20 protein-coding genes, 1 tRNA gene and 1 riboswitch are annotated in these 22,701 nt (G+C 65.7%); of the genes, 9 read left to right on the top strand and 12 right to left on the bottom strand.

Going from position 1 to position 22,701, the window contains the following annotated elements; all coding sequences use genetic code 11:
- Positions 1–68 precede the first annotated feature (68 nt).
- A complete protein-coding gene (locus tag J2S97_RS11110) occupies positions 69–650 on the top strand; it encodes a TspO/MBR family protein (protein WP_307049308.1) in 582 nt (193 codons plus the stop codon).
- A 1-nt stretch (position 651) separates the two neighbouring features.
- Here the strand turns inward: J2S97_RS11110 and J2S97_RS11115 are convergent, their stop codons facing one another.
- From J2S97_RS11115 to J2S97_RS11140, 6 genes are all read right to left on the bottom strand, one after another.
- Complete coding sequence (locus J2S97_RS11115; protein ID WP_307049310.1) at positions 652–2,064, bottom strand: L-serine ammonia-lyase; 1,413 nt, start codon at positions 2,062–2,064, stop codon at positions 652–654.
- A 158-nt stretch (positions 2,065–2,222) separates the two neighbouring features.
- A complete protein-coding gene (gene glyA / locus J2S97_RS11120; RefSeq protein WP_307049312.1) occupies positions 2,223–3,554 on the bottom strand; it encodes a serine hydroxymethyltransferase in 1,332 nt (443 codons plus the stop codon).
- Positions 3,551–3,946, bottom strand: a complete 396-nt coding sequence (gene gcvH / locus J2S97_RS11125; protein ID WP_307049314.1) for a glycine cleavage system protein GcvH — start codon at positions 3,944–3,946, stop codon at positions 3,551–3,553. The genes glyA and gcvH overlap by 4 nt, the downstream gene beginning before the upstream one ends.
- 389 nt (positions 3,947–4,335) lie before the next feature.
- Positions 4,336–5,511, bottom strand: coding sequence for a glycine cleavage system aminomethyltransferase GcvT (gene gcvT / locus J2S97_RS11130; RefSeq protein WP_307049316.1), 1,176 nt, complete (start codon positions 5,509–5,511; stop codon positions 4,336–4,338).
- Between the two features lie 10 nt (positions 5,512–5,521).
- Positions 5,522–8,383, bottom strand: coding sequence for an aminomethyl-transferring glycine dehydrogenase (gcvP, locus tag J2S97_RS11135; protein WP_373460541.1), 2,862 nt, complete (start codon positions 8,381–8,383; stop codon positions 5,522–5,524).
- Between the two features lie 191 nt (positions 8,384–8,574).
- Positions 8,575–8,673: riboswitch (glycine riboswitch) on the bottom strand.
- A 112-nt stretch (positions 8,674–8,785) separates the two neighbouring features.
- Complete coding sequence (locus tag J2S97_RS11140) at positions 8,786–9,325, bottom strand: TetR/AcrR family transcriptional regulator (protein WP_307049320.1); 540 nt, start codon at positions 9,323–9,325, stop codon at positions 8,786–8,788.
- Between the two features lie 67 nt (positions 9,326–9,392).
- Here J2S97_RS11140 and J2S97_RS11145 point away from each other — a divergent pair, with 67 nt between their 5' ends.
- Positions 9,393–10,958: an MFS transporter gene (locus tag J2S97_RS11145; protein ID WP_307049322.1), complete on the top strand. Its 1,566-nt coding sequence runs from the start codon at positions 9,393–9,395 to the stop codon at positions 10,956–10,958.
- Between the two features lie 150 nt (positions 10,959–11,108).
- Here the strand turns inward: J2S97_RS11145 and J2S97_RS11150 are convergent, their stop codons facing one another.
- Positions 11,109–11,588 carry a Dps family protein gene (locus J2S97_RS11150; RefSeq protein WP_307049324.1) on the bottom strand — a complete coding sequence of 160 codons (480 nt, stop codon included), beginning with the start codon at positions 11,586–11,588 and terminating at the stop codon, positions 11,109–11,111.
- A 193-nt stretch (positions 11,589–11,781) separates the two neighbouring features.
- On the opposite strand from J2S97_RS11150, the gene J2S97_RS11155 reads away from it, so the two are divergent.
- The 3 genes from J2S97_RS11155 to J2S97_RS11165 are packed head-to-tail and all read left to right on the top strand — an operon-like array spanning position 11,782 to position 15,443.
- A complete protein-coding gene (locus J2S97_RS11155) occupies positions 11,782–12,816 on the top strand; it encodes a nitrilase-related carbon-nitrogen hydrolase (protein ID WP_307049326.1) in 1,035 nt (344 codons plus the stop codon).
- Positions 12,813–13,838, top strand: a complete 1,026-nt coding sequence (locus tag J2S97_RS11160) for an agmatine deiminase family protein (RefSeq protein ID WP_307049328.1) — start codon at positions 12,813–12,815, stop codon at positions 13,836–13,838. The genes J2S97_RS11155 and J2S97_RS11160 overlap by 4 nt, the downstream gene beginning before the upstream one ends.
- 30 nt (positions 13,839–13,868) lie before the next feature.
- Positions 13,869–15,443 (top strand): APC family permease, encoded by a 1,575-nt coding sequence (locus J2S97_RS11165; RefSeq protein ID WP_307049330.1) that lies wholly within the window; start codon positions 13,869–13,871, stop codon positions 15,441–15,443.
- A gap of 95 nt (positions 15,444–15,538) precedes the next feature.
- Here J2S97_RS11165 and J2S97_RS11170 read toward each other — a convergent pair whose 3' ends face one another.
- The 3 genes from J2S97_RS11170 to J2S97_RS11180 form a co-directional block, all read right to left on the bottom strand.
- Entirely contained in the window at positions 15,539–16,081 is a 543-nt protein-coding gene (locus J2S97_RS11170) for an AMIN-like domain-containing (lipo)protein (RefSeq protein ID WP_307049332.1), read from the bottom strand.
- Between the two features lie 314 nt (positions 16,082–16,395).
- Positions 16,396–16,698, bottom strand: a complete 303-nt coding sequence (locus J2S97_RS11175) for a DUF4193 domain-containing protein (protein ID WP_307049334.1) — start codon at positions 16,696–16,698, stop codon at positions 16,396–16,398.
- Between the two features lie 155 nt (positions 16,699–16,853).
- Positions 16,854–17,075 (bottom strand): hypothetical protein, encoded by a 222-nt coding sequence (locus J2S97_RS11180; protein WP_307049336.1) that lies wholly within the window; start codon positions 17,073–17,075, stop codon positions 16,854–16,856.
- 144 nt (positions 17,076–17,219) lie between these two features.
- On the opposite strand from J2S97_RS11180, the gene J2S97_RS11185 reads away from it, so the two are divergent.
- Positions 17,220–17,570, top strand: a complete 351-nt coding sequence (locus J2S97_RS11185; RefSeq protein ID WP_307049338.1) for a hypothetical protein — start codon at positions 17,220–17,222, stop codon at positions 17,568–17,570.
- 62 nt (positions 17,571–17,632) lie between these two features.
- Here the strand turns inward: J2S97_RS11185 and J2S97_RS11190 are convergent.
- Together J2S97_RS11190 and J2S97_RS11195 are read right to left on the bottom strand one after the other, a co-directional pair.
- A tRNA-Thr gene (locus J2S97_RS11190) sits at positions 17,633–17,706 on the bottom strand.
- A 172-nt stretch (positions 17,707–17,878) separates the two neighbouring features.
- Positions 17,879–18,769 carry a DsbA family protein gene (locus J2S97_RS11195; RefSeq protein ID WP_307049339.1) on the bottom strand — a complete coding sequence of 297 codons (891 nt, stop codon included), beginning with the start codon at positions 18,767–18,769 and terminating at the stop codon, positions 17,879–17,881.
- Positions 18,770–18,950: 181 nt separating this feature from the next.
- On the opposite strand from J2S97_RS11195, the gene J2S97_RS11200 reads away from it, so the two are divergent.
- From J2S97_RS11200 to J2S97_RS11210, 3 genes are all read left to right on the top strand, one after another.
- On the top strand, positions 18,951–20,453 hold the full coding sequence (locus J2S97_RS11200) for an alpha,alpha-trehalose-phosphate synthase (UDP-forming) (protein WP_307049341.1): 1,503 nt from the start codon (positions 18,951–18,953) through the stop codon (positions 20,451–20,453).
- On the top strand, positions 20,443–21,261 hold the full coding sequence (gene otsB, locus J2S97_RS11205) for a trehalose-phosphatase (protein ID WP_307049343.1): 819 nt from the start codon (positions 20,443–20,445) through the stop codon (positions 21,259–21,261). Before J2S97_RS11200 ends, otsB begins: the two co-directional genes overlap by 11 nt.
- A 235-nt stretch (positions 21,262–21,496) precedes the next feature.
- Positions 21,497–22,579, top strand: a complete 1,083-nt coding sequence (locus tag J2S97_RS11210; RefSeq protein WP_307049345.1) for an ABC transporter ATP-binding protein — start codon at positions 21,497–21,499, stop codon at positions 22,577–22,579.
- Positions 22,580–22,701: the final 122 nt, after the last annotated feature.

The raw sequence follows: 22,701 nt of genomic DNA on the forward strand, positions 1-22,701 counted from the left end.
TCTGTTCGCACGTGCCCGGTGTCGGTGCGGCGCTTGACGCGGCACGCCGGACTCGCAAGGGTTGAAGGATGCAGGCTCACCACGAACAGTCCATGGCCAGTCCCGGCGCCAGTCCCGGCGGCGGGCCTGTCAGCAGGACCGGGTACGGATCAAAGGGCCTTGGCCCCGGCGTTCAGGTGCTCGGACTGGCCGTGTTCCTGGGAGCTTCCGCATTGGTCGCCTGGCTGGGCGCGTTCGCGACGGTAAGCAACGTGAACGGCTGGTACGTGGCTGCGGACAAGGCGCCGTGGTCGCCGCCCAACTGGGTGTTCGGCCCGGTCTGGACGCTGCTCTACACCGCCATGGCAGTGGCCGCGTGGCTCGTCTGGCGCCGCCGCGCCGAACGCTCCGCCCCTGCGTTGGTTGCCTACGGAATCCAGCTGCTGTTGAACCTGTTGTGGACGCCGGTGTTCTTCGGCCTCTATCCGGTAATGGGCACGGCGGCACTCTGGCTCGGCTTCGCCGTCATCATCGCCCTGATAGTCGCTGTGACCGTAACCGTCCTGTTCTTCGGCCCCATCAGCCGTGCAGCCGGCCTCCTGCTGTTGCCCTACGTCTCCTGGCTGGTGTTCGCCGCCAGCCTGAACTTGTGGGCCGCACTGCACAACTGAGTCAGCACTCCACGACGTTGACGGCGAGGCCGCCCATGGCGGTTTCCTTGTATTTGGAGCTCATGTCCTTGCCGGTTTCGCGCATGGTCACGATGACCTCGTCGAGGGATACCCGGTGTGTGCCGTCGCCCCAGAGCGCCATTTTGGCGGCGTTGATGGCCTTCGCCGCGGCGATGGCGTTGCGTTCGATGCAGGGAATCTGCACGAGCCCGCCGATCGGGTCGCAGGTCAGGCCCAGGTTGTGCTCCATCGCGATTTCCGCGGCGTTCTCCACCTGCTGCGGGGTCCCACCCATGACTTCGGCCAGTCCGGCGGCCGCCATCGACGACGCCGATCCCACCTCGCCCTGGCAGCCCACTTCGGCGCCGGAGATCGAGGCCTGTTCCTTGTACAGCACCCCGATCGCGGCGGCGGTCAGCAGGAACTTGACCACGACGTCGTCGCGGTCCGCCTGGGTGGCCACGTCCATGCCGGGGGCGAAGTGCAGGGCGTAGTACAGCACGGCCGGAATGATCCCGGCCGCGCCGTTCGTCGGGGCGGTGACCACCCGGCCGCCGGAGGCGTTTTCCTCATTCACGGCAAGGGCGATCAGGTTGACCCATTCCTGCCAGTACTTCGGGTCCCGGTAGCCGGGATCGTGGTCCCGGCTTTCCTTCAGGAGCCGCTCGTGCCAGTCCGGGGCACGACGGCGGACCTTGAGCCCGCCGGGCAGCAGCCCTTCGCGCTTGAGGCTGGTTTCCACGCAGCCCTGCATGACCGAATAGATGTGCAGCAGGCCCTGCCGGATCTCCTCCTCCGTCCGGGAGGCACGTTCGTTGACGAACATGATCTCGCCAATGGACAGTCCCTTGGACTGGCAGCGTCCGAGCAGTTCGGCGGCCGTGCGGAACGGCAGCGGCAGCTCCTTCTTGGACTCATCGAGTTCCTTCAGCGCAGCATCTTCCTCGCCTTCGCGGACGATGAAGCCGCCGCCCACGGAGAAGAAGGTGGCGCTGTGCAGGACTTCCCCGTCGGCGTCGGAGACCGTAAACGTCATGCCGTTGGTGTGCCTGGGCAGGATGGTCAGCGGCCGCAGGACGATGTCCTGCACCCCGTACGGGAGCTGCACGGACCCGGCCAGCTGCAGTTTCCCGGTCTCGGCGATGGCGGCCAGCCGCTCCTCCACCTCGTCGGGGAGGATCAGCTCGGGGTGGAAGCCTTCCAGGCCCAGCAGGATGGCGGTCATGGTGCCGTGGCCGTGGCCCGTCGCGGCGAGCGAGCCGTACAGGTCCACCCGCAGCGACGCCACCCGGTCCAGTTTCCCGGACGACTTCAGCTCTTCGGCGAACACCGCGGCGGCCCGCATCGGACCCACCGTGTGTGAACTGGACGGTCCTATTCCGATGGAAAAAAGGTCAAAGACTCCAACGGCCATTGTCGGTTCCTAACTAGGTCTAACTGTGGTCCGGCAGATGGTCCTGCCGGAAGGCCGCGTACTCGCCGGGCGGCGGGCGCATTGCCTGATGCGCGGCGCCGGGCGGCAGCTTGTGGCGGCCGCCCGGTGTCGTGATCTCTACTTCTGTAATACGGCCTCTAGCCCAGGTTGGCAACCGAGGGGTAGAGCGGGTGGGCGTCGGCGAGGGCTTCGACCCGGGAACGCAGGCCGGAGAGGTCCGTGCCGGCGTCGGCGGTCAGTGCTTCGGCGATGATGTCTGCAACTTCGGCGAAGGCCGCTTCGCCGAAACCGCGGGTGGCCAGGGCCGGGGTGCCGATGCGCAGCCCGGAGGTGACCATCGGCGGGCGCGGATCGAACGGTACCGCGTTCCGGTTGACCGTGATGTCGATTTCCGCGAGGCGGTCCTCGGCCTGCTGGCCGTCCAGCTCGCAGTTGCGCAGGTCCACCAGGACCAGGTGCACGTCGGTGCCGCCGGAGATCACGTTAATCCCCTTCGCGGTGACGTCCGGCCGGACCAGCCGGTCGGCCAGGATCCGGGCACCGGCCAGGACGCGTTCCTGGCGTTCCTTGAACTCCGCGGACGCGGCGATCTTGAACGCCACGGCCTTGCCCGCGATCACATGCTCCAGCGGGCCGCCCTGCTGGCCGGGGAACACCGCGGAGTTGATCTTCTTGGCGATGCCGGCGTCGTTGGAGAGGATGATCCCGCCGCGCGGACCGGCCAGGGTCTTGTGCGTGGTGGAGGTGGTGACGTGCGCGTGCGGGACCGGGGACGGGTGCAGCCCGGCCGCGACGAGCCCGGCGAAGTGCGCCATGTCCACCATCAGGTAGGCGCCCACGGAGTCGGCGATCCGGCGGAACTCGGCGAAGTCCAGCTGGCGTGCGTACGCGGACCAGCCGGCAACGATCAGGGCCGGCTTGTGCTCCTGGGCCAGGCGCTCCACCTCGGCCATGTCGATCCGGTGGTCCTCCTCGCGGACCTGGTACGGGATGACGTTGTACAGCCGGCCGGAGAAGTTGATCCGCATGCCGTGCGTGAGGTGGCCGCCGTGCGCCAGGTTCAGGCCCATGATGGTGTCGCCGGGCTTGATCAGGGCGTGCATCACCGAAGCGTTGGCCTGCGCGCCGGAGTGCGGCTGGACGTTGGCGAATTCCGCGCCGAACAGGGCCTTGACCCGGTCGATGGCCAACTGCTCGATCACGTCAACGTGCTCGCAGCCGCCGTAGTAGCGCTTGCCCGGGTAGCCCTCGGCGTACTTGTTGGTCAGCACCGAGCCCTGCGCCTGCATCACGGCCGCGGCGGTGTGGTTCTCCGAAGCGATCATTTCCAGGCCCGTGCGCTGGCGGGCCAGCTCGTCGTCGATCTTCGCCGCGATTTCCGGGTCCAGCTCTGACAGCTGGGCGTCCAGGCTCGGCGAGACTACCTGCTCAAACGCCGTTGCGGTGCCTGCGGCACCTGCCCCGCTCACAGCTCGCCGCCGTTCTTGGACGCGTATTCCTGCGCGGAGAGCAGCGGGCCGTCGGATTCAGCGGCCACCTTGAAGAGCCAGCCGGCGCCGTACGGATCGCTGTTGATCAGGGCCGGATCGTCGACGACGGCGGGGTTGATCTCCGTGACCTCGCCCGTCACCGGGGAGTACAGGTCCGAGACCGACTTCGTGGACTCGACTTCGCCGCAGGTCTCCCCCGCGCTCACGGTCGAGCCAACCTCGGGAAGGTCCACGTAGACGATGTCGCCCAGGGCGTCCGTGGCCACGGCGGAGATGCCGATGGACACAATATTTGATCCGGCGTTGCCGGTATCCCGGGCAACCCACTCGTGCTCGTCGGAGTACTGCAGTTCAGCGGCAACTTTTGCCATGTTTTTTTCCTTACGTTTGAAATCTGTTGGTTCCGTACGGCGCCGGGGGTCCGAGTTCGCTGCAAGCGTTTCGACAAGCTCAACCCCCAATGATCGAGCTTGTCGGGGTGCGCACCAGCCCACCTGCGCGGCAGGCGGTCCATCCCCCAGCACCGTTGGCTTTCGAAGGCGGGACGGCCGGAGCGGTCTTGCCTTGTCCGTTTGTCCGAAGGTGAGCTGCCAGCCCCCTTCGGGGCTGGCATCCGGAAGCGTGCGTCTAAGGGAGCGTCACGTCCGCCCAGCGGGCGTCTACGCGACCGAGCACGCGGAGGATGTCAGCCCCGACGGGGCCACCGGTGCCGGCCCCGGAGCCAGCCAGGGCCCCAGAGCCGGGAACAGCGGAGCCCGGGCTACTTTGCGCGCTTGTAGAAAGGCAGTGCGACGACTTCGAACGGCTCCGCCTTGCCCCGGAGGTCGATGTCCAGGGCGGTGCCGGGCTCGGTGAACTCGACATCGACGTAGGCCATGGCGACCGGGTAGCCGAGGCTCGGGCTGGGCTGGCCGGACGTCACTTCGCCCACCACGTTGCCGTCCTTGAGGACCGGGTAGTGGCCGCGGCCGGCACGGCGTCCGAGGCCTTTGAGACCAATGAGCTTTCGGCCGCTGGTTGATCCTGCGCCGGCTTCCTTCTTGGCCGCCAGTGCCTCCTTGCCCACGAAGTCGCCTTCCTTGGAAAGCGCGACGACGGGTCCCAGGCCGGCGGCGAACGGGTCGCCGTCGATGGACAGCTCGTTGCCGTACAGCGGCATGCCGGCTTCGAGGCGGAGCGAATCGCGGGAGGCCAGGCCGGCAGGCGTCAGCTCCCCTTCATCCGCGATGGCGACGATTGCCTGCCAGAGGGCGGCGGCGTCGTCGTTCTCCACGAAGATCTCGAAACCGTCCTCGCCGGTATAACCGGTGCGGGCGAGCAGGAGGTCGGTGCTGCGGCCGGCCACCATAAAGGGAACCTCGACGGCGGCATAGTACTTCAGGCCGGTGACCAGCTCGTGCTGGGCCGCGGGGACGAGGCGGAGCAGGATGCCTTCGGCCTTCGGACCCTGGACGGCGATCAGCGAAGTGGCAGCGGAAACGTCGTCGACGACGACGTCGAAGCCGCCCTGTTTGCCGGAACCGGCCCGCTCAGCCAGGGCATCGGCCACGACCTTGGCGTTGCCGGCGTTAGGGACCACCAGGAACCTGTCCGTGCTCCCTTGTGCGGGGTCTGCGGCAGCAGGGCGGCGGTAGGTGATGAGGTCATCGATGATGCCGCCGTCCTCGTTGCAGATCAGCGAGTACTTGGCCTTGCCGACGGCCATCGCCGAAATCTTGCCGACGAGGGCATAGTCCAGGAAGGCCTCGGCATCGGGGCCGGTGACCCAGACTTCGCCCATGTGGGAGAGGTCAAAGATACCTGCCGCCTTGCGGACGGCGTGGTGCTCGGCCAGCTCGGAGCTGTACTTGAGCGGCATCTGCCACCCGCCGAAGTCGGTGAAGGAGGCGCCGAGCTTCTTATGCTCTTCGTAGAGCGCCGTGTAGTTCTCAGTCATCGTAGAGTCCTTAGTTTTCAAACTCGGAAAGCGGCGGGCAGGAGCAGATCAGGTTGCGGTCCCCAAGGGCACCGTCGATCCGGCCCACGGGCGGGAAGTACTTGTCCTGCCTGAGGGAGTGCACAGGGAACACTGCCTGTTCGCGGGGGTAGCTGCGGTTCCAGTCGGTGCTGATGGCGGCAGCAGCCGTGTGCGGCGCGTTGCGCAGCGGGCTGTCCGCGAGGGTGAAGTCACCGTGTGCCACCTGGTCGATTTCCGCACGGATGGAGATCATCGCGGTGATGAAGCGGTCGATCTCGGCGAGGTCTTCGGACTCCGTGGGCTCCACCATCAGGGTGCCGGCCACGGGGAAAGCCAGGGTCGGCGCGTGGAAGCCGTAGTCGATCAGCCGCTTGGCCACGTCCTCGGCCGTGACGCCGGTCTTGGCGGTCAGCTCCCGGAGGTCCAGGATGCACTCGTGCGCCACAAGGCCGCCTTCGCCGGTGTAGAGGACCGGGAAGAAATCGTTGAGGCGGGCTGCAATGTAGTTGGCAGCGAGCAGCGCGGACTTGGTGGCATCTGTCAGTCCGCGGCCGCCCATCAGCTTCACGTAGGCCCACGAGATGGGCAGCACGCCGGCGGATCCGTATTTGGAGGCCGAGATGGGCGTGCCGTCGGCGCCGTTGGCCGGATCAGCCGCGTTGCCCGGCATGAACGGGGCCAGGTGCGCCTTCGCTGCGACCGGGCCGACACCTGGGCCGCCGCCGCCGTGCGGGATGCAGAAGGTCTTGTGCAGGTTCAGGTGCGAGACGTCGCCGCCGAACTTGCCGGGCTGGGCCAGTCCCACCAGGGCGTTGAGGTTGGCGCCGTCAATGTACACCTGCCCGCCGGCGGCGTGGATGGCGTCGCAGACTTCCCGGACGTCGGCGTCGTACACGCCGTGGGTGGACGGGTAGGTGATCATGATGCAGGACAGGGCGTCCTTGTGCAGCTCGATCTTGGCGTTCAGGTCGGCGTGGTCGATCGTGCCGTCGGCCGCCGTGGCAACCACAACAACCTTCATGCCGGCCAGGACCGCCGAAGCGGCGTTGGTGCCGTGTGCGGACGCCGGGATCAGGCAGACGTTGCGCTGCTCGTCGCCGCGGGACAGGTGGTAGCCGCGGATGGCGAGCAGGCCGGCGAGCTCGCCCTGGGATCCTGCGTTGGGCTGGATGGACACCTGGTCATAGCCGGTGATTTCGGTCAGCTGGGCTTCGAGATCGGCGATGAGTTCACGCCAGCCCTCGGTCTGGGAGTCCGGAGCGAACGGGTGGATCGACGCGAACTCGGGCCAGGAGATGGCTTCCATTTCGGCGGTGGCGTTCAGCTTCATGGTGCACGAGCCCAGCGGGATCATGGTCCGGTCCAGCGCGAGGTCACGGTCCGAGAGCTTCCGGACGTAGCGCAGCAGCTGCGTTTCGGAGCGGTGGGTGTGGAAGACGGGGTGCTGCAGGTAGTCGGAGGACCGTTCGACGGCGGCATCCAGGCGGAAGTCGCCGTCGGCGTCTGCGACAGTCGCGCCGAAGGCGGCCAGTACGTTGGCCACGACAGCGTCGGTGGTTGCCTCATCAGTTGAGATGCCCACCGTATCGGCGTCGATTCCGCGCAGGTTGATGCCCTTGGCTTCGGCAGCGGCCAGGATGTCCGTTGCCTTGCCCTTGACGGAAACGGTGACGGTGTCGAAGAAGCTGGTGTGCTGGACGGCCAGGCCGGCGGCCTTCAGGGAAGTGGCCAGTGTCCTGGCGTGGCCGTGGGCGGTCTCAGCGATCGCCTTCAGGCCTTCCGGGCCGTGGTAAACGGCGTACATGGACGCCACGATGGCCAGGAGGGCCTGCGCGGTGCAGATGTTGGATGTGGCCTTCTCGCGGCGGATGTGCTGCTCGCGGGTCTGCAGGGCAAGCCGGTACGCCGGCAGGCCGGTGGAATCCTTCGAAACGCCGACCAGACGGCCCGGCATGGAACGCTCAAGGCCCTTCTGGACAGCCATGTAGGCAGCGTGGGGGCCGCCGTAGAACAGCGGAACACCGAAGCGCTGGGCGGAGCCGACAGCGATGTCAGCGCCCTGCTCACCGGGAGGGGTGATGAGGGTTAGGGCCAGAAGGTCGGCGGCGACGGTCACCAGAGCGCCGCGTTCCTTCGCGGCAGCGATGACCTCGGAGTGGTCGAAAACACGGCCGGAAACGCCGGGCTGCTGGAGGACAACGCCGTTGATGACGCCGTCAGGAAGTCCCTTGGAGAGGTCCGCAACCTCAACCTCGAAGCCGAGCGCTTCCGCGCGGCCCTTGACGATGGCGATGGTCTGCGGGAGGCAGTCGGCATCCAGGACGGTCTTGCCTTCACGGGCTTCCTTATCCTTGTTGGCCCTGCGCATCATCAGCACGGCCTCTGCCACGGCGGTGGCTTCATCGAGCAGCGACGCGTTGGCAATGGGCAGGCCCACCAGGTCCTGCACCATGGTCTGGAAGTTGAGGAGGGCTTCGAGCCGGCCCTGGGAGATTTCGGGCTGGTAGGGAGTGTAGGCCGTGTACCAGGCCGGCGCTTCGAGGATGTTGCGGCGGATCACCGGCGGGGTGACCGTGTCGTAGTAGCCCTGGCCGATCATCTGCACGGCAGTCTTGTTCTTGGCGGCAAGCTTGCGCAGCTCGGTCAGGGTTTCCACTTCGCTGAGGGCCGCGGTGAGCTCCAGCGGCGAATCCTGCCGGATATCCTTCGGAACGGCCGTGTCCACCAGCGAGTCAACGGTGTCGTAGCCGACAGCCTTGAGCATCGCGTCGACGTCGGCTTCGCGGCGCGCGCCGATATGGCGGTCAACGAAGGAAGTGGAGGCTGAATTGACAGTCACAAGGAACTCCATAACTAAGGCGGCGCAGGGTACGCCACATCGATTCGGGTTCCTCCCCACTCTGTATTGGACCTGAGAGTTTCCGCGCAGCCGCGCTTTCGCATGGCTCCGCTTGCACCGTCGGTGAGCACAGCATGTCAGGGTTCCGTGTCCTCAACAGGATTGGGACACGGGGCGGACAGCCTGCTGCTTTCCAGAGTTGCCTTGCCGCGGCGGTACATGGGCCTGAGAGATTCCTGGGGAGGATTTGCTCCTACGGCGCCTGCTTGTACCTACTTGCAGAACTCTCCCGCCGCAGATCAAAGGCATATTTAGTTAGCGGTGACAACAGTCACAGCCTCCATTGTCCTACGCCGGAGACGCGTCTGCAAACCGCCGGCGAGTAGCGGACTCAGCGTTACGCGGCCCGCCGCGTCAGGCGCGCAGCCGCTCCAGTGCCGCCAAAAGGCTCTCGACGTCGGTGGCCGTCTGGGCCGGTGTCGCAGCCGGCCCGATGGACAGCATCGCGTTGAAATACAGGCCATCGCCCATGTAGAGAACGGCCCGGGCCACCGCGGGGCCAACGTCGGCAGCGATCGCCTCCAGCCAGCGCTGCTGGATCCGGGCGAACCTCCGGCGCGTTTCCTCGTGTGCCACCTCGGCCAGCCGGGTGGCGGCGACGACGGCGCGGTCCAGCGGCGTGTCATCCCAGACAGAGGACCTGATGAAGTACGCCGCTGCGCCTTCAGGCGCCTGGGCCATGGCCTCGGTGTCCGCAACCGCAAACTCATCGAGTCGGTCGAGCAGCACGCCGATCAGCGCTTCCTTGTTGGGAAAGTGGTACAGCAGGCCACCCTTGGAAACCCCGGCCCGCTTCGCTACGGCGTCCAGGGTTGCCGCCCGCTCCCCCACTTCGATGAGGAGGGATTCGAAGGCGTCGAGGACGGCCTCACGTGCGACGGGTTTTCTTGCCATGGTTCCCATCATGCCGGTCCGGGAGTCAATTTCTTAACTGTACCGTCTGGACGGTATAGTTAAATCCATGACCCCGTCCGCCGCCGTCCGCCCCAGCAACCCGTCCGCCCTCGCGGCCCCTCCCCGCGCCAGTTCCTGGCGGGACTGGCTGGCCCTCGGCCTGCTTATGTTTCCGGTTCTGCTGGTGGCAGTAGACAACACCGCCCTGACGTTTGCGCTGCCGGCAATCGCCCGCAGCCTGGAGACCAGCGGCGTTCAGCTGCTCTGGATCGTTGACGCCTATCCATTGGTCCTGGCCGGACTCCTGGTGGCCATGGGGAGCTTCGGCGACAGGATCGGCCGCCGCCGGCTGCTTCTGATCGGAAGCACCGGCTTCGCCGCCGTCTCCGCCGCCACCGCATTTGCTCCCAGTGCCGAATGGCTGATCGCGGGACGGGCAGCACTGGGCTTCTTCGGCGCCATGCTCATGCCATCCACGCTGTCCCTGATCCGCAACATCTTCCCTGACCCGAACCGGCGCCGGCTGGCTGTGGCCATCTGGGCGGCGGGATTCTCCGGCGGCGCGGCCCTTGGGCCGATCTTCGGCGGCTGGCTGGTGGAGCAGTTCTGGTGGGGTGCGGTGCTCCTGGTGGCCGTGCCCATCATGCTTCCACTGCTGATACTGGGACCGGCGTTCATACCGGAATCCCGGGATCCCGCTCCGGGCCGGGTGGACCTGCCCAGCATCGTCCTGTCGCTGCTCGTCATGGTGCCGGTGGTTTACGGCATCAAAGAACTGGCGACCCACGGGCCGGGGGCGGCGCCGCTGGCCATCATCGCGTTTGGCCTGGCCATGGGGGCGGTCTTTGTGCGCCGCCAGCTGCGGCTGCCGGCACCGCTGCTGGACATGTCCCTTTTTGCCAACCGTGTCTTCAGCACCGCGATTACGGCGAATGTGCTGGCCCTGTTCTCCTTCAACGGCTTCATCCTGTTCCTGGCCCAACACCTGCAGTTGCTCGAAGGCATGTCGCCGTCAGCCTCGGGGGTGGCCATGATTCCGGCCCTGCTGGCAACCGTCGCCGCCGGGCTGCTGGTGGTACCGCTGGTACGGAAGGTCCGTCCCGGCTTCGTTGTGGCCGGGGGCCTCTCGTTCAGCGCAGCCGGCTATTTCGTGGTGGCCTTCGGTGACCACAGCTCTGGCCCGGCCCTGCTGCTGGGCGCCCTGCTGATCCTTGCCCTGGGCGTGGGAGCTGCCGAGACCATTTCCAATGACCTGATCCTGGGCTCGGTCCCGGCCGAGAAGTCCGGCGCCGCATCCGCGATTTCGGAGACCGGCTATGAAGTGGGATCCCTTCTCGGCACCGCCATTCTCGGTTCCATCCTGACGGCCTCCTACCAGCAGAACCTCCACTTCCCGGCGGGCGTCGGCGAGGCAGCGTCCGGCCAGGCGGTCCGGCAGGCCGGCGAAACGCTCGCCGGCGCAGTTGAGCTTGCCGGCACGCTGCCGGCTCCGCTGGCCGAGTCCCTGACGGACGCCGCCCGGGCGGCATTCGATTCCGGCGTCCACATCACGGCAGCGATCGCGCTGGTCCTGATGGCCGCGGCTGCGGTCCTGACCGCCGTCAGGCTCCGCAAGGTGCCGACGGCGAAGTAGGGGCACCCCCTGGTCCGCCAAAGGGAGCCCGGCAAAAGAGAAGCCCGGCACCGGATGGATATCCGGCTCCGGGCTTCCCGGGTGGTTGTCGGCGACTGCGTGCGTCGCCGCAACAGGCCTCCCTTGCTGTCGAGGTTCTTGCTGGCGTTGCTACTTGCTGTCGGGAGTGGTCACGCTGGCCGAAGCCTTCATGTTCTCCGCGCCCACCATCCAGGCGTACTGCTCGAGTTTCGCAATGAACTCATGAAGCAGGTCTGCGGTGGTGGGGTCCTCTTCATCAACCTCGTCGTGGACCTTACGCATCGTGCCCACGGCAGCCTCAAGCGCGGCCACTATGCGGTCGACGGCGTCCTTGGTGCTGATCAGCCCCTGCGGGAACTGGGCGAGGCTGGTGGATTCCGCAACAGTTGCACTGCGGCCGTCCGGCAGGGCATGGAGTGCGCGCATGCGCTCGGCCATGTCGTCGGCAAAGTTCCGCGCCGCATCGATGATTTCATCCAGCTGCAGGTGAAGGTCACGGAAGTTTGTTCCCACGATGTTCCAGTGCGCCTGCTTGCCCTGGATGTGCAGTTCAATCAAGTCCGCGAGCACAGCCTGCAGATTGTTGGTCAGCGTCGGTGATGCCTTCATTGATCCTCCTGGTATCAGCGGTTTCTCGGGTAATTCGAAACTATCCCAGCCGACACAGCGGCGCTACCGATTCTCGCCTCCGGCTTAACAAAATGATGCTTGTTCATTTTTCCCCTTGCCATGCGGTGGCGGGGCGTGGATACTAAATGAACGTCATTCATTTAGTGACCGCCGTCTCACTGGAGTATTCACCATGATCGAAATCACCTGCCTGACACCGCCCGTTTCGCTCGCGCGGACCCAGCCCTCCGAACGTCCTGCGCTGAGGATCGGAGTGGTCCAGCACCGCTGGCACGCGGACCCTGCCGAACTCCGCGCGGAACTGGACGAGGGCATCGGACGCGCAGCCGGGCTGGGAGCCACCGTCGTTTTCCTCCCGGAACTCACGCTCTCCCGCTACCCGGCGGATACGCTACCCGAGAACGACACGTCCCGCTCGTGGGCCGTGCGCCCCCGCCCCTCGGACTTCGCCGAGGACCTACTGACCGGCCCCACTTTCCGTTTCGCCGCTGAGGCCGCCCGCCTGCACGGCGTCTGCATCCATGCCTCCCTGTACCAGCGCGCGGAGAACCTGGACGGCTCGGACGACGGCCTGGGACTCAACACCGCCATCCTCGTGTCCCCCGAGGGTGAACTCTTGGCCCGAACCCACAAGCTGCACATCCCGGTGACCGCCGGGTACTACGAGGACAAGTTCTTCCGCCACGGCCCGGCCGCGCAGGACGCCTACGAGGTCCACTCCCCTGCCGAACTGGGCGGAGCCCGGCTGGGCATGCCTACCTGCTGGGATGAATGGTTCCCCGAGCTCGCCCGCCTGTACTCCCTGGGCGGGGCGGAGATCCTGGTCTACCCCACGGCCATCGGCTCAGAACCGGACCACCCGGACTTTGACACCCAGCCGCTCTGGCAGCAGGTGATCGTCGGCAACGGCATCGCCAACGGCCTGTTCATGGTGGTGCCGAACCGCTGGGGAAGCGAGGGGACGCTGAACTTCTACGGCTCCTCGTTCATCTCGGACCCCTACGGCCGGATCCTGGCCCAGGCTCCCCGCGACGAATCCGCAGTCCTCGTCGCCGATCTGGACCTGGACCAGCGCAAGGACTGGCTCACGCTGTTCCCGTTCCTTGCCACCCGCCGCCCCGACACCTACGGACGGCTCACGGAACCCGTCCGCCGCAGCGAGCCGCTGGGCGGCGAAGCACCCACATACCACGAGGTGACCGCATGAGCCGGTGGCGCATGCCCGCCGAGACCGCGCCGCAGGAACGTGTTTGGATGGCGTTCCCCACCGGCGGCTACACCCTCGGCGACACGGCGGAAGATGCCCATGCGGCGCGGTCCGTGTGGGCCGCCGTCGCCAATGCCGCCGTCGAATTTGAGCCGGTCACCGTGGTGGTAACCCCCGACGACGTCGACACCGCCACCCGCTACCTGGATCCGGCCGTTGAGGTGCTCACCGCGGATCTCAATGACGCGTGGATGCGGGACATCGGCCCCACGTTCGTCCTGGACGACGCCGGCCGCCTCGGCGCCGTCGACTGGGTCTTCAACGGCTGGGGCGGCCAGGACTGGGCCCGCTGGGACAAGGACTCGCTGATCGGGGCCGAAGTCGCCGGCCGGTCCGGGGCCCGCCACCTTGCCTCAGACCTGGTCAACGAGGGCGGCGGAATCCACGTGGACGGTGAGGGGACCGTGCTGGTGACCGAAACCGTGCAGCTGGATCCGGGCCGCAACCCCGGAGTGTCCAAAGCGGAGGTGGAAGCCGAGCTCGCCCGGACCATCGGCGCCACCCACGTCGTCTGGCTGCCGCGGGGCCTCACCCGGGACTCCGAGCGGTTCGGCACCCGCGGGCACGTGGACATCGTGGCGGCCATCCCCTCCCCCGGCACGCTGCTGGTCCATTCCCAGCAGGATCCCGGCCATCCGGATTTCGAGGTCAGCCGCGAGATCATCGAATTCCTCTCTACTACGCGGGACGCAGCAGGCAGGGAGTGGAAGATCATCGAAGTCCCCGCTCCCGCCGCGCTGACGGACGAGGAGGGATTCGTGGACTACAGCTACATCAACCACCTCGTGGTCAACGGCGGAGTGATTGCCTGCACGTTCGCGGACCCCAACGACGAAAAGGCCCTTCGGATCCTTGCCGACGCCTACCCGGGGCGCAGGATCGTGGGCATCGACGCCCGCGAGCTGTTCGCGCGGGGCGGCGGCATCCACTGCATCACCCAGCAGCAGCCTGCTGCTTCCTAGAACCGTGCTGACTCCCAGAAAGGGACGGACATGACCCAAACCATCCGACACAGCTCCGAGGCCGGAACAGTCGGCACCGGGGCAGCCGGCGCTGACGCGCCGGGCACGCCGCACGGCATTACCGGAAAGGGACTGAAGGGCGGCCAGCTGGGCCTCCTCGCCGTCGTCGTCCTCGGCATTTCCACTATCGCCCCGGCGTACACGCTGACGAGCGCCCTCGGCCCCACTGTGAACGAGGCCGGGCTGCAGTTGCCGGTCATCTTCCTCATCGGCTTCATCCCCATGATCCTGGTGTCCCTTGCCTACCGGGAGCTCAATGCTGACTCGCCGGACAGCGGCACCACCTTCACCTGGGTCACCAAGGCCTTTGGCCCGTGGGTGGGCTGGATGGGCGGCTGGGGTCTCCTGGCGGCGAACATCATCGTGCTGTCCAACCTGGCTGCGGTGGCGGTGGACTTTTTCTACCTGTTCCTCGCCCAGCTCACGGGTACGCCGGAACTGGCGGACCTTGCCGCCAACAAGCTCCTCAACGTGGCCACCTGCTTTGTCTTTGTGGCGCTGGCCGTCTGGGTGAGCTACCGCGGGCTGCACACCACCAAGATCGTGCAGTACGGCCTGGTGGGCTTCCAGCTGCTGGTGCTTGGGCTGTTCGTTGCCATGGCCTTCGCCAACTGGTCTTCCTCGGAAACCTCCATCCCGTTCAGCTGGGAATGGTTTGACGTCACCAAGATCGAAACCTTCGGGCAGATTGCCGCCGGAATTTCGCTGTCTATCTTCGTTTACTGGGGCTGGGACGTGTGCCTCACCGTGAACGAGGAAACGGCCAACGGCAAGAAGACCGCGGGTATTGCCGGCACCCTCACCGCCGTCGTGGTTTTGGGCATCTACTTGCTGGTGACCATCGCCACCATGATGTTCGCCGGCGTGGGCACCGAGGGCGTCGGCCTGAACAACGAGGAGAACCACGCCAACATTTTCACCGCGCTGGCCTCCCCGATCATGGGCCCCTTCGCCATCCTGATGTCCCTGGCCGTGCTTTCCAGCTCCGCGGCGTCGCTGCAGTCCACGTTCACCTCGCCGTCCCGCAGCCTGCTGGCCATGGCGCACTACGGCGCCCTGCCCAAGCCCTTCAGCCACCTGAGCAAGAAGTTTGCGACGCCGGGCTTCGCCACCGTCGCTGCGGGCGTCCTTTCAGCGGGGTTCTACGCGATCATGCACGTGGTCAGCGAAAACGTCCTCAACGACACCATCCTCGCCCTCGGACTCATGATCTGCTTCTACTACGGGCTGACAGCGTTCGCGTGCGTCTGGTACTTCCGCAACAGCGTCTTCAGCAGCTTCCGCCTTTTCATGCTGCGGCTGCTCTGCCCGCTGCTGGGCGGACTCGGCCTGCTCGTGGTGTTTCTGCAGACGGCCGCTGACAGCTGGGCGCCGGAATTCGGCAGCGGATCCGAGATCTTCGGCGTGGGGCTGGTGTTCGTCCTCGGCGTCGGAATCCTCGCCCTCGGCGCCGTGTTCATGCTCATCATGGCCAGGCTGCGGCCCGGGTTCTTCCGCGGCGAAACCATACGCAAGGACACCCCTGCCCTGGTAGTGCCCGAGTAAGGCCTCCCGGCACCCAGCGCGTTGGACCCACACGGCCGCAGGCCCCGTCCCGGATGTTCCGGAGCGGGGCCTGCAGTGCGTTTGGCTAGCGCCTGTCACCAGTAGTGTGCAACGTCAACCACCAGGCGTGATCCCGCCCCGGGCCCATCCAGGGTGAACACCCTGAAGGGAAGGCGTCCGCGGACACCAAGGCCGACGTTCGAGTACCCTTCGAAACTCCCCGCCCACGCCACTTGGCGGAAGGTCTGGTAGCCGCCGACGTTGGTCAGTTCATTCCTGTCGGCCGGGTTGTACGTCGAGTTGCCGCCATCGTCATAAGCCGGCCCAGTGGCAGTGATCTGGAGGAACGCCCGGCCCCGCAGGGGAACCGGGAACCCCGAACCATCCTGCACCACTGTGGGGACGTACCGTGCGGTGTAGCCCTCCACAGGCCCGTTGAGGTCAACCACCAGGCGGTCGAAGCAGTAGTGCTGCCCCGTCCGGACATTCGTGACCTTTCCGGTGCTCATGGTTGCCTCGGATTTCTCCAGAGATCCCCAGGCCAGCCCGCAGTAGGAGGCGGATGCCGGCGCCGGAGCCACTAAGCCAAGTCCGGCCGCCATCAGGACTGCCGCCAGCCATACTTGAAATTTCTTCATTTGAGCCACCCTCGGAAGTGATGAGATACCTCAAGCGTAGGAGTCCGGGCAGGCGAAAACGAGGGCTGAAATCCGTTCGGCACCCAACTGTTAGCGTGCCTCGGCGCAGGTTACAAGACGGTGTTGCGGCGGTGGCTTTGGCGGCGTTCGGAAGCCCTCCAGACGGATTTTGGGCGTGGTTCCGTGATGTCGGATAACGGCGGCGGCGGTGGACTTAATCCCTGCGGATGCAGCGAGGCGCCGGCCGCCCTTTCGGGCTGCCGGCGCCTACGTCGTTCCTTGCTGTGAAGTTGTGGAGCGCGTCGGAAAGTGGCTTAGCCTTCGCAGTCGCGGCAGTACTTCATGCCGTTCTTTTCGCGGGCAACCTGGGACCGGTGACGGACCAGGAAGCAGGAGGAGCAGGTGAATTCATCGGACTGCTCGGGAACAACAGTGACCGTGAGCTCTTCGCCGGAAAGATCCGCACCGGGAAGGTCAATGCCCTCGGCCGTGTCGTTCTCATCAACGTCGATGACGGCGGTCTGGACTCCACCGCTGCGCGACGCCTGAAGGGCCTCCAGAGATTCTGCGGGAGACTCTTCTTCTGTCTTGCGTGGGGCGTCGTAATCGGTAGCCATAGCGTGGTTCACTTTCGTTGCTGCACAGCGCCATTTCAGGCACCTCAGTGAAGCAGTTTAGGGCATTACGCGGGTTGTTGAGGAATAGTGTGTTCAACCCGACAAATTGCGTCGCCCCGTGCTGCCGCCCGGCCGTCTGAACATCAGACCGGCGGCTATCCCCGGCCTGCAGTGCCGCCCGTATCCCGGTGCGCCCTCGCGGCGTGATCGGCCGCAACGGACACCCCGCTGAGCGCCGGGAGCCAGCCCCACCGGGTGACATCGGCGATGGCGGCATTTCCCTGTTCCCAGGCGCTGGCTTCAGGGGAGACCGCAGCGGCCGGCGTGGGCCGGGCCTCGAACCACGAGGCTATTCTGGCGAGCAGGCGTGTTGTCATACGCTCAAGGTAGGCGCGCCATGTTGTGGGCACGTTTCGGCGCAGTCTCCGCGTCGTTACAACTCCGGGCCGGGGCTCTGGCGGGCCGGGGCAGGTGGTTTTAGCCTTGAGGGACAGCACACCCGAGATCCCCGGAGGTATGGCATGGCCACGAAGCTAAACAAGAAGGCACTGGACAACGCCCGCAGCCTCGTGAAGGACGGGAAGGTTGTCCGCGACACGCGGGACGACTGGAGCGAGCACGCACCGTCCGCTGACCAGGAAAATGCCTTTATCGAAAAGCACGGCTTTTCGGAGTTTTCGAAGTGGCACCTGGGGCTGGACCCGGAGGAATCCGAAGGCACAAAGGGCAGTGTCAGTTTTCCTTTTGGCGATTTCAAGAAGGTTCACCGTTGCGCAGTCGTTTCCCTGGAAAGCCGGGCGGCGCAATATAACCATGACGAAATCGCCAAAGCCGCCAAGGACCTGCTGGAGAAGATAGACGCCGACTCGTAGCCAGACGCCGGCCCCGCCGCGGACGTGCGGCCGCGGACGTGGCCCGTGCGGGCGGCGTACAGGGCCCCCTGTCGGATTCGAACCGACGACCCCCGCTTTACAAGAGCGGTGCTCTGGCCAACTGAGCTAAGGAGGCGTGCATTGTTTCTGCCTGACGGATCAGGCGCACCGTGCAGTGCCAGGTGCTGGGCAAGATCCGGTGCTAGATAAGGTTAGCCCAAGGACGCCCCCCGGTAAAAACGGCAGTGGCCCGGTTCCGGATTGTTCCGGAACCGGGCCACTGAACGGCTGTACGCGGCGGGCGGCTGCTAGCCCTTGGCGTCGATGGCGGCCTGAATGAACGGGATGAGGTCAGTGTTGGCGGAATCGCCCTTGCCCCACTGCTTGCCGTCCACGAAGGCAGTCGGAGTACCGCTCACACCGATGGCCGCAGCTTCCAGCGTGGCCACCTTTACATATGGCCGGTATTTCTTCTCTTCCACACAGGAATCGATGCTCTTGGCACCCACGTCGGTGGCCATCTTCTTCAGCTCATCATCCGACAGGCCGGCTCCGCCTTCGGTCGGCTGCTTGTCGAAGAGAGCGTTGACGAAGTCAGAGTACTTTTCAGGTGATTCGTTGACCACGCAGGCTGCGGCGTTGGCCGCGCGGGAGGAGTAGTTGGTGGTGGACTGCTGGTCCAGGAAGCCGAGCGGCCGGTACTCGAGCGAGATCTTGCCTTCGTTGCGGAGGCTGGTCAGCTGCTCGTTATAAGTGGTTTCGAACCGCTTGCAGACCGGGCAGATGAAGTCGATGTAGACGACCACCTTCACGGGCTTGCCCGCTTCCGCTTCGGCGCCGGGAGCAGTCACCTCGGCAGGGGGCGTTGCCGGCTTGGCCGGTACGTCCTTGACGTTGACCGTGGCGGGATCGGACTTCACGACCTCGGAGTTGGCCAGCAGCGTCACGCCGCCGTGGATGTTGCCGTTGGCCGGCGTGGGTCCTTCGTCTGCGACCGGGGCGTTATTCCGGATGTTGGTACTGACCACCAGGGCAACGATGGCGAGGATGGCCACGACGGCCACCACGATGCCCCAGCCGATGAGGAGCTTGTTGCGCTTGTCCTTCTTCAGCTGCGCCTCACGGATCTCACGGGCTTTCTCGCGGGCCTCGGCAGTGCGTTCTGCTTTGGACTTGCGGGGTTCGTTTGCGGCGCTCATCAGTTCCTCGTGTCGATCGGCCAGGTGCGGACCACGTCAGTGGCAACTTTTTCAGTTTAGGGGAGAAACCTGAGAGCTTGCGCTTTCAAGTTTCCGTCAGCCTTCCCAACGGATGAATAGCAGGGAAGATTCCGTCCGGCTAGGGTTGACGTTGAGCTATTAGCAACCCCAGGGGGCACCAATGCACACTACGCACCGTGAAAAACCCGAAGCAAACGCTGACGGGAAGCCCGCTCCGGGCGACAGCCACGCGGAAGCCGCGCTGTATGACTTTATGGTGGTGTCCAACCGACTGCCGGTTGACCGCTGCGCACCGGAGGACAGCGGATGCGAGGACGGCTGGCGCCGGTCACCGGGCGGCCTGGTAACCGCACTGGCTCCGATGATGACCAAGACCGACGGCGCCTGGGTGGGCTGGCACGGCGCCCCGGATGAAACCATCGAGCCCTTCAGCCACGGCGGCATGGATCTGGTCCCGGTGCAGCTGAGCAACGACGACGTCGAGCTGTTCTACGAGGGCTTCTCAAACGCCACCCTCTGGCCGCTGTACCACGATGTGATCGCGCCGCCGGAATTCCACCGCACGTGGTGGGACTCCTACCGGAAGGTCAACCGGCGGTTCGCCGACGCCGTCGTACGGCATGCCGACCAGGGAGCCACCGTCTGGGTCCAGGATTACCAGCTGCAGCTCGTTCCCAAGATGCTCCGCGAAGCACGCCCGGACCTGAAGATCGGGTTCTTCAACCACATTCCCTTTCCCCCGCCGGAAATCTTCGCCCAGCTCCCCTGGCGCAAAGCCATTATTGACGGCCTCCTCGGCGCGGACCTCGTGGGCTTCCAGCGCAGCAGCGACGCCGGAAACTTCATGCGTTCCGCCCGGCGCTTCCTGGGTGCGAGCGTCAAGCAGCAGCAGGTGCACGTCAAGGGCCCTGACGGCAGAACCACCCACATCGCCCGCGCGCAGGCTTTTCCCATCTCCATCGACGTCAAGCAGATCAGCGAACTGGCACGCAATCCCGAGATCATCGAGCGCGCCCACCAGATCCGCCGGGACCTCGGCAATCCCAAGACCATCCTCCTCGGCGTCGACCGCCTCGACTACACCAAGGGCATCCGCCACCGGCTCAAGGCCTATGAGGAGCTGCTGGCCGACGGCAAGGTCACGGTGGAGGACGCGGCCCTGATCCAGGTGGCGAGCCCCAGCCGGGAGCGCGTGGAGCAATACCGCCTCCTTCGTGAAGAGGTGGAGGGCACCGTGGGCCACATCAACGGCACCTACGACACCATGCAGAACACGGCGGTGCGGTACCTGCACCACAGCTATCCCATCGACGAAATGGTGGCTCTTTACCTGGCCGCCGACGTCATGCTGGTCACCGCATTGCGGGACGGCATGAACCTGGTGGCCAAGGAGTACGTGACAGCCCGAACCAACAACGACGGCGCCCTTGTGCTCAGCGAATTCGCCGGTGCCGCGGACCAGCTCAAACAGGCTCTCCTGATGAATCCGCATGACATCGATGGCCTCAAGGACACCATCATGAAGGCCGTGGACATGCAGCCGGCGGAGGCTTCCCGGCGGATGCGGTCCATGCGCAAGCAGATCCTGGACCACGACGTCGACCTCTGGTCAGCAGACTTCCTAGCAGCGCTTAAAGAGAAAGTGGTCCGCGATGACTCCTGATGCCGCTCCGGGCACGACGCCCCTCACCCTTCAGCCGGAACTCCTGGCAGCCCTGAAGGAGGTTGCCGCCACCGACCACCTGCTCGTGGCCATGGATTTCGACGGAACCATTTCCCCGCTGGTTGACCACGCGGCTGACGCCCGCCCGCTCCCCCGGTCCGCCACCGCTTTTGCCGGCCTGGCCGGGCTCCCGCGCACGACGACGGCCCTCATCTCGGGCCGGGCCCTCGCCAGCCTCCGGGCGGTAGCTTCGCCGCCGCCCGAGACTCTTCTGATCGGCAGCCACGGGGCCGAAGCCTGGCTCGGACCGGGTTCGTCCGAACTCACGCTGGACCCGGAACAGCTGACCCTGCTGGCGGACGTCCGCCGCATCCTCGAAGAGATTGTGGAGCAGGCGCCTGGCACACTGCTGGAGGACAAGCCAGCGGGCGTGGTGCTCCACACCCGGCTGGCTGCCGACGACGTGGCGGAAGACGCCGTCGCCGCGGCCCGCGCGGTTCTGCAGGACCGCGCGGACGTGTACTTGAAGAACGGCCACCGCGTATTGGAGACGTCCGTAGTCCACGCCTCCAAGGGCGAAGGCATGGCGTTCCTCCGCCAGGCGACCGGCGCAACGGCAGTGGTGTTCGCGGGTGACGACACAACGGATGAAGACGCCCTGGGACGTCTCTACCCCGGGGATGTGGGCGTGAAGGTGGGACTGGACTTCACCCAGGCGCAGTTCCGCGTCGAGGCTCCGGTGCACATTGCCGAACTGCTCGAGACCCTGCTCAGGGAACGCGCCCAGGCGGTGTCCGGGTCAGCGTAGTCCGCGCCTCGCGTTACGGATCTCACATGTGACCTCCGTAACATTTGCAACATAATGAATAAAATCTGACATACTCTGTTTGTGATGTGGCGCACAGACACCGTGCGGCGTCACGCGATACTCCTCGGCTTCGGCCGGGGAGTACACGGCTGAAAAACCGTGGACAACTGAATAAATATGAACCATTCACAACGGATCGTCCGGCACGTACCTGCCGGTGAAGGGATTGATAACTGTGGCAACAGTTACTTTTGATAACGCTACGCGTCTGTACCCGGGCACAGAAAAGCCCGCCGTCGATAAGCTCAACATCGACATCGCCGATGGCGAATTCCTGGTCCTCGTTGGACCCTCAGGTTGCGGAAAGTCCACCTCGCTGCGCATGCTCGCCGGCCTCGAGGACGTCAACGCAGGCCGCATCCTCATTGGTGACCGCGATGTCACCGACGTTCCGCCGAAGGACCGCGACATCGCAATGGTCTTCCAGAACTACGCTCTGTACCCGCACATGACTGTTGCGGACAACATGGGCTTCGCGCTGAAGATTGCCGGCGTCAGCAAGGAAGAGCGCGCCGAGCGTGTCCGCGAAGCAGCAAAGCTTCTCGACCTCGAGCCGTACCTGGACCGCAAGCCGAAGGCACTCTCCGGCGGTCAGCGCCAGCGTGTTGCCATGGGCCGCGCCATCGTGCGTAACCCGCAGGTCTTCCTCATGGACGAGCCGCTGTCCAACCTTGATGCCAAGCTCCGCGTGCAGACCCGTACGCAGATCGCATCCCTGACCCGCCGCCTGGGCGTCACCACCGTCTACGTGACCCACGACCAGGTCGAGGCCATGACCATGGGTGACCGTGTGGCTGTGCTGAAGGACGGCCTGCTGATGCAGGTTGACACCCCGCGCAACCTCTACGACAAGCCCAAGAACGTCTTCGTCGCCGGCTTCATCGGCTCCCCCGCCATGAACCTGCTGGAACTCCCCGTCGTCGACGGCGGCGTCCAGTTCGGCGGAACCGTCTACCCGGTTCCCCGCGATGTCCTCGAAGAGGCACACGGCAGCACCGTTACACTGGGCAGCCGTCCGGAAGACCTCGAGACCGCACCGCAGGGTGAAGGCCTGAAGGTCGAAGTTGACGTTGTTGAAGAGCTTGGCGCCGACGCTTACGTCTACGGCCACACCACGCTCGACGGCAAGGACCACGACATCGTGGCACGCGTCGACGGTCGGCGTCCCCCGCTGAAGGGCGAGGCCATCTACGTCCGTCCGCAGTCGGGCCACGTGCACCTGTTCGACACCAAGACCGGCCTGCGCCTCGGCGACTAGTTCCCGGATGTGGATGCTGAGTCAGGCGGTTGCGTCAGCTGCGACCACTTGACCGGCACCTCACTGCATTGACCGACGGCGGCCCCTCCTTACTGGACGGGCCGCCGTCGTGGTTTAAGCGC

Origin of the sequence: Arthrobacter oryzae (assembly GCF_030812315.1) — a bacterium.
Classification (GTDB): domain Bacteria; phylum Actinomycetota; class Actinomycetes; order Actinomycetales; family Micrococcaceae; genus Arthrobacter; species Arthrobacter oryzae_B.

Coding starts and splice junctions, on each gene's coding strand:
- J2S97_RS11155 (WP_307049326.1), top strand. CDS start 11,782: ATGATCGAAATCACCTGCCTGACACCGCCCGTTTCGCTCGCGCGGACC.
- J2S97_RS11160 (WP_307049328.1), top strand. CDS start 12,813: ATGAGCCGGTGGCGCATGCCCGCCGAGACCGCGCCGCAGGAACGTGTT.
- J2S97_RS11150 (WP_307049324.1), bottom strand. CDS start 11,588: ATGAAGGCATCACCGACGCTGACCAACAATCTGCAGGCTGTGCTCGCG.
- J2S97_RS11110 (WP_307049308.1), top strand. CDS start 69: ATGCAGGCTCACCACGAACAGTCCATGGCCAGTCCCGGCGCCAGTCCC.
- gcvP (WP_373460541.1), bottom strand. CDS start 8,383: ATGGAGTTCCTTGTGACTGTCAATTCAGCCTCCACTTCCTTCGTTGAC.
- otsB (WP_307049343.1), top strand. CDS start 20,443: ATGACTCCTGATGCCGCTCCGGGCACGACGCCCCTCACCCTTCAGCCG.
- J2S97_RS11115 (WP_307049310.1), bottom strand. CDS start 2,064: ATGGCCGTTGGAGTCTTTGACCTTTTTTCCATCGGAATAGGACCGTCC.
- J2S97_RS11140 (WP_307049320.1), bottom strand. CDS start 9,325: ATGGCAAGAAAACCCGTCGCACGTGAGGCCGTCCTCGACGCCTTCGAA.
- J2S97_RS11195 (WP_307049339.1), bottom strand. CDS start 18,769: ATGAGCGCCGCAAACGAACCCCGCAAGTCCAAAGCAGAACGCACTGCC.
- gcvT (WP_307049316.1), bottom strand. CDS start 5,511: ATGACTGAGAACTACACGGCGCTCTACGAAGAGCATAAGAAGCTCGGC.
- J2S97_RS11165 (WP_307049330.1), top strand. CDS start 13,869: ATGACCCAAACCATCCGACACAGCTCCGAGGCCGGAACAGTCGGCACC.
- J2S97_RS11180 (WP_307049336.1), bottom strand. CDS start 17,075: ATGACAACACGCCTGCTCGCCAGAATAGCCTCGTGGTTCGAGGCCCGG.
- J2S97_RS11200 (WP_307049341.1), top strand. CDS start 18,951: ATGCACACTACGCACCGTGAAAAACCCGAAGCAAACGCTGACGGGAAG.
- J2S97_RS11175 (WP_307049334.1), bottom strand. CDS start 16,698: ATGGCTACCGATTACGACGCCCCACGCAAGACAGAAGAAGAGTCTCCC.
- J2S97_RS11170 (WP_307049332.1), bottom strand. CDS start 16,081: ATGAAGAAATTTCAAGTATGGCTGGCGGCAGTCCTGATGGCGGCCGGA.
- J2S97_RS11185 (WP_307049338.1), top strand. CDS start 17,220: ATGGCCACGAAGCTAAACAAGAAGGCACTGGACAACGCCCGCAGCCTC.
- J2S97_RS11145 (WP_307049322.1), top strand. CDS start 9,393: ATGACCCCGTCCGCCGCCGTCCGCCCCAGCAACCCGTCCGCCCTCGCG.
- gcvH (WP_307049314.1), bottom strand. CDS start 3,946: ATGGCAAAAGTTGCCGCTGAACTGCAGTACTCCGACGAGCACGAGTGG.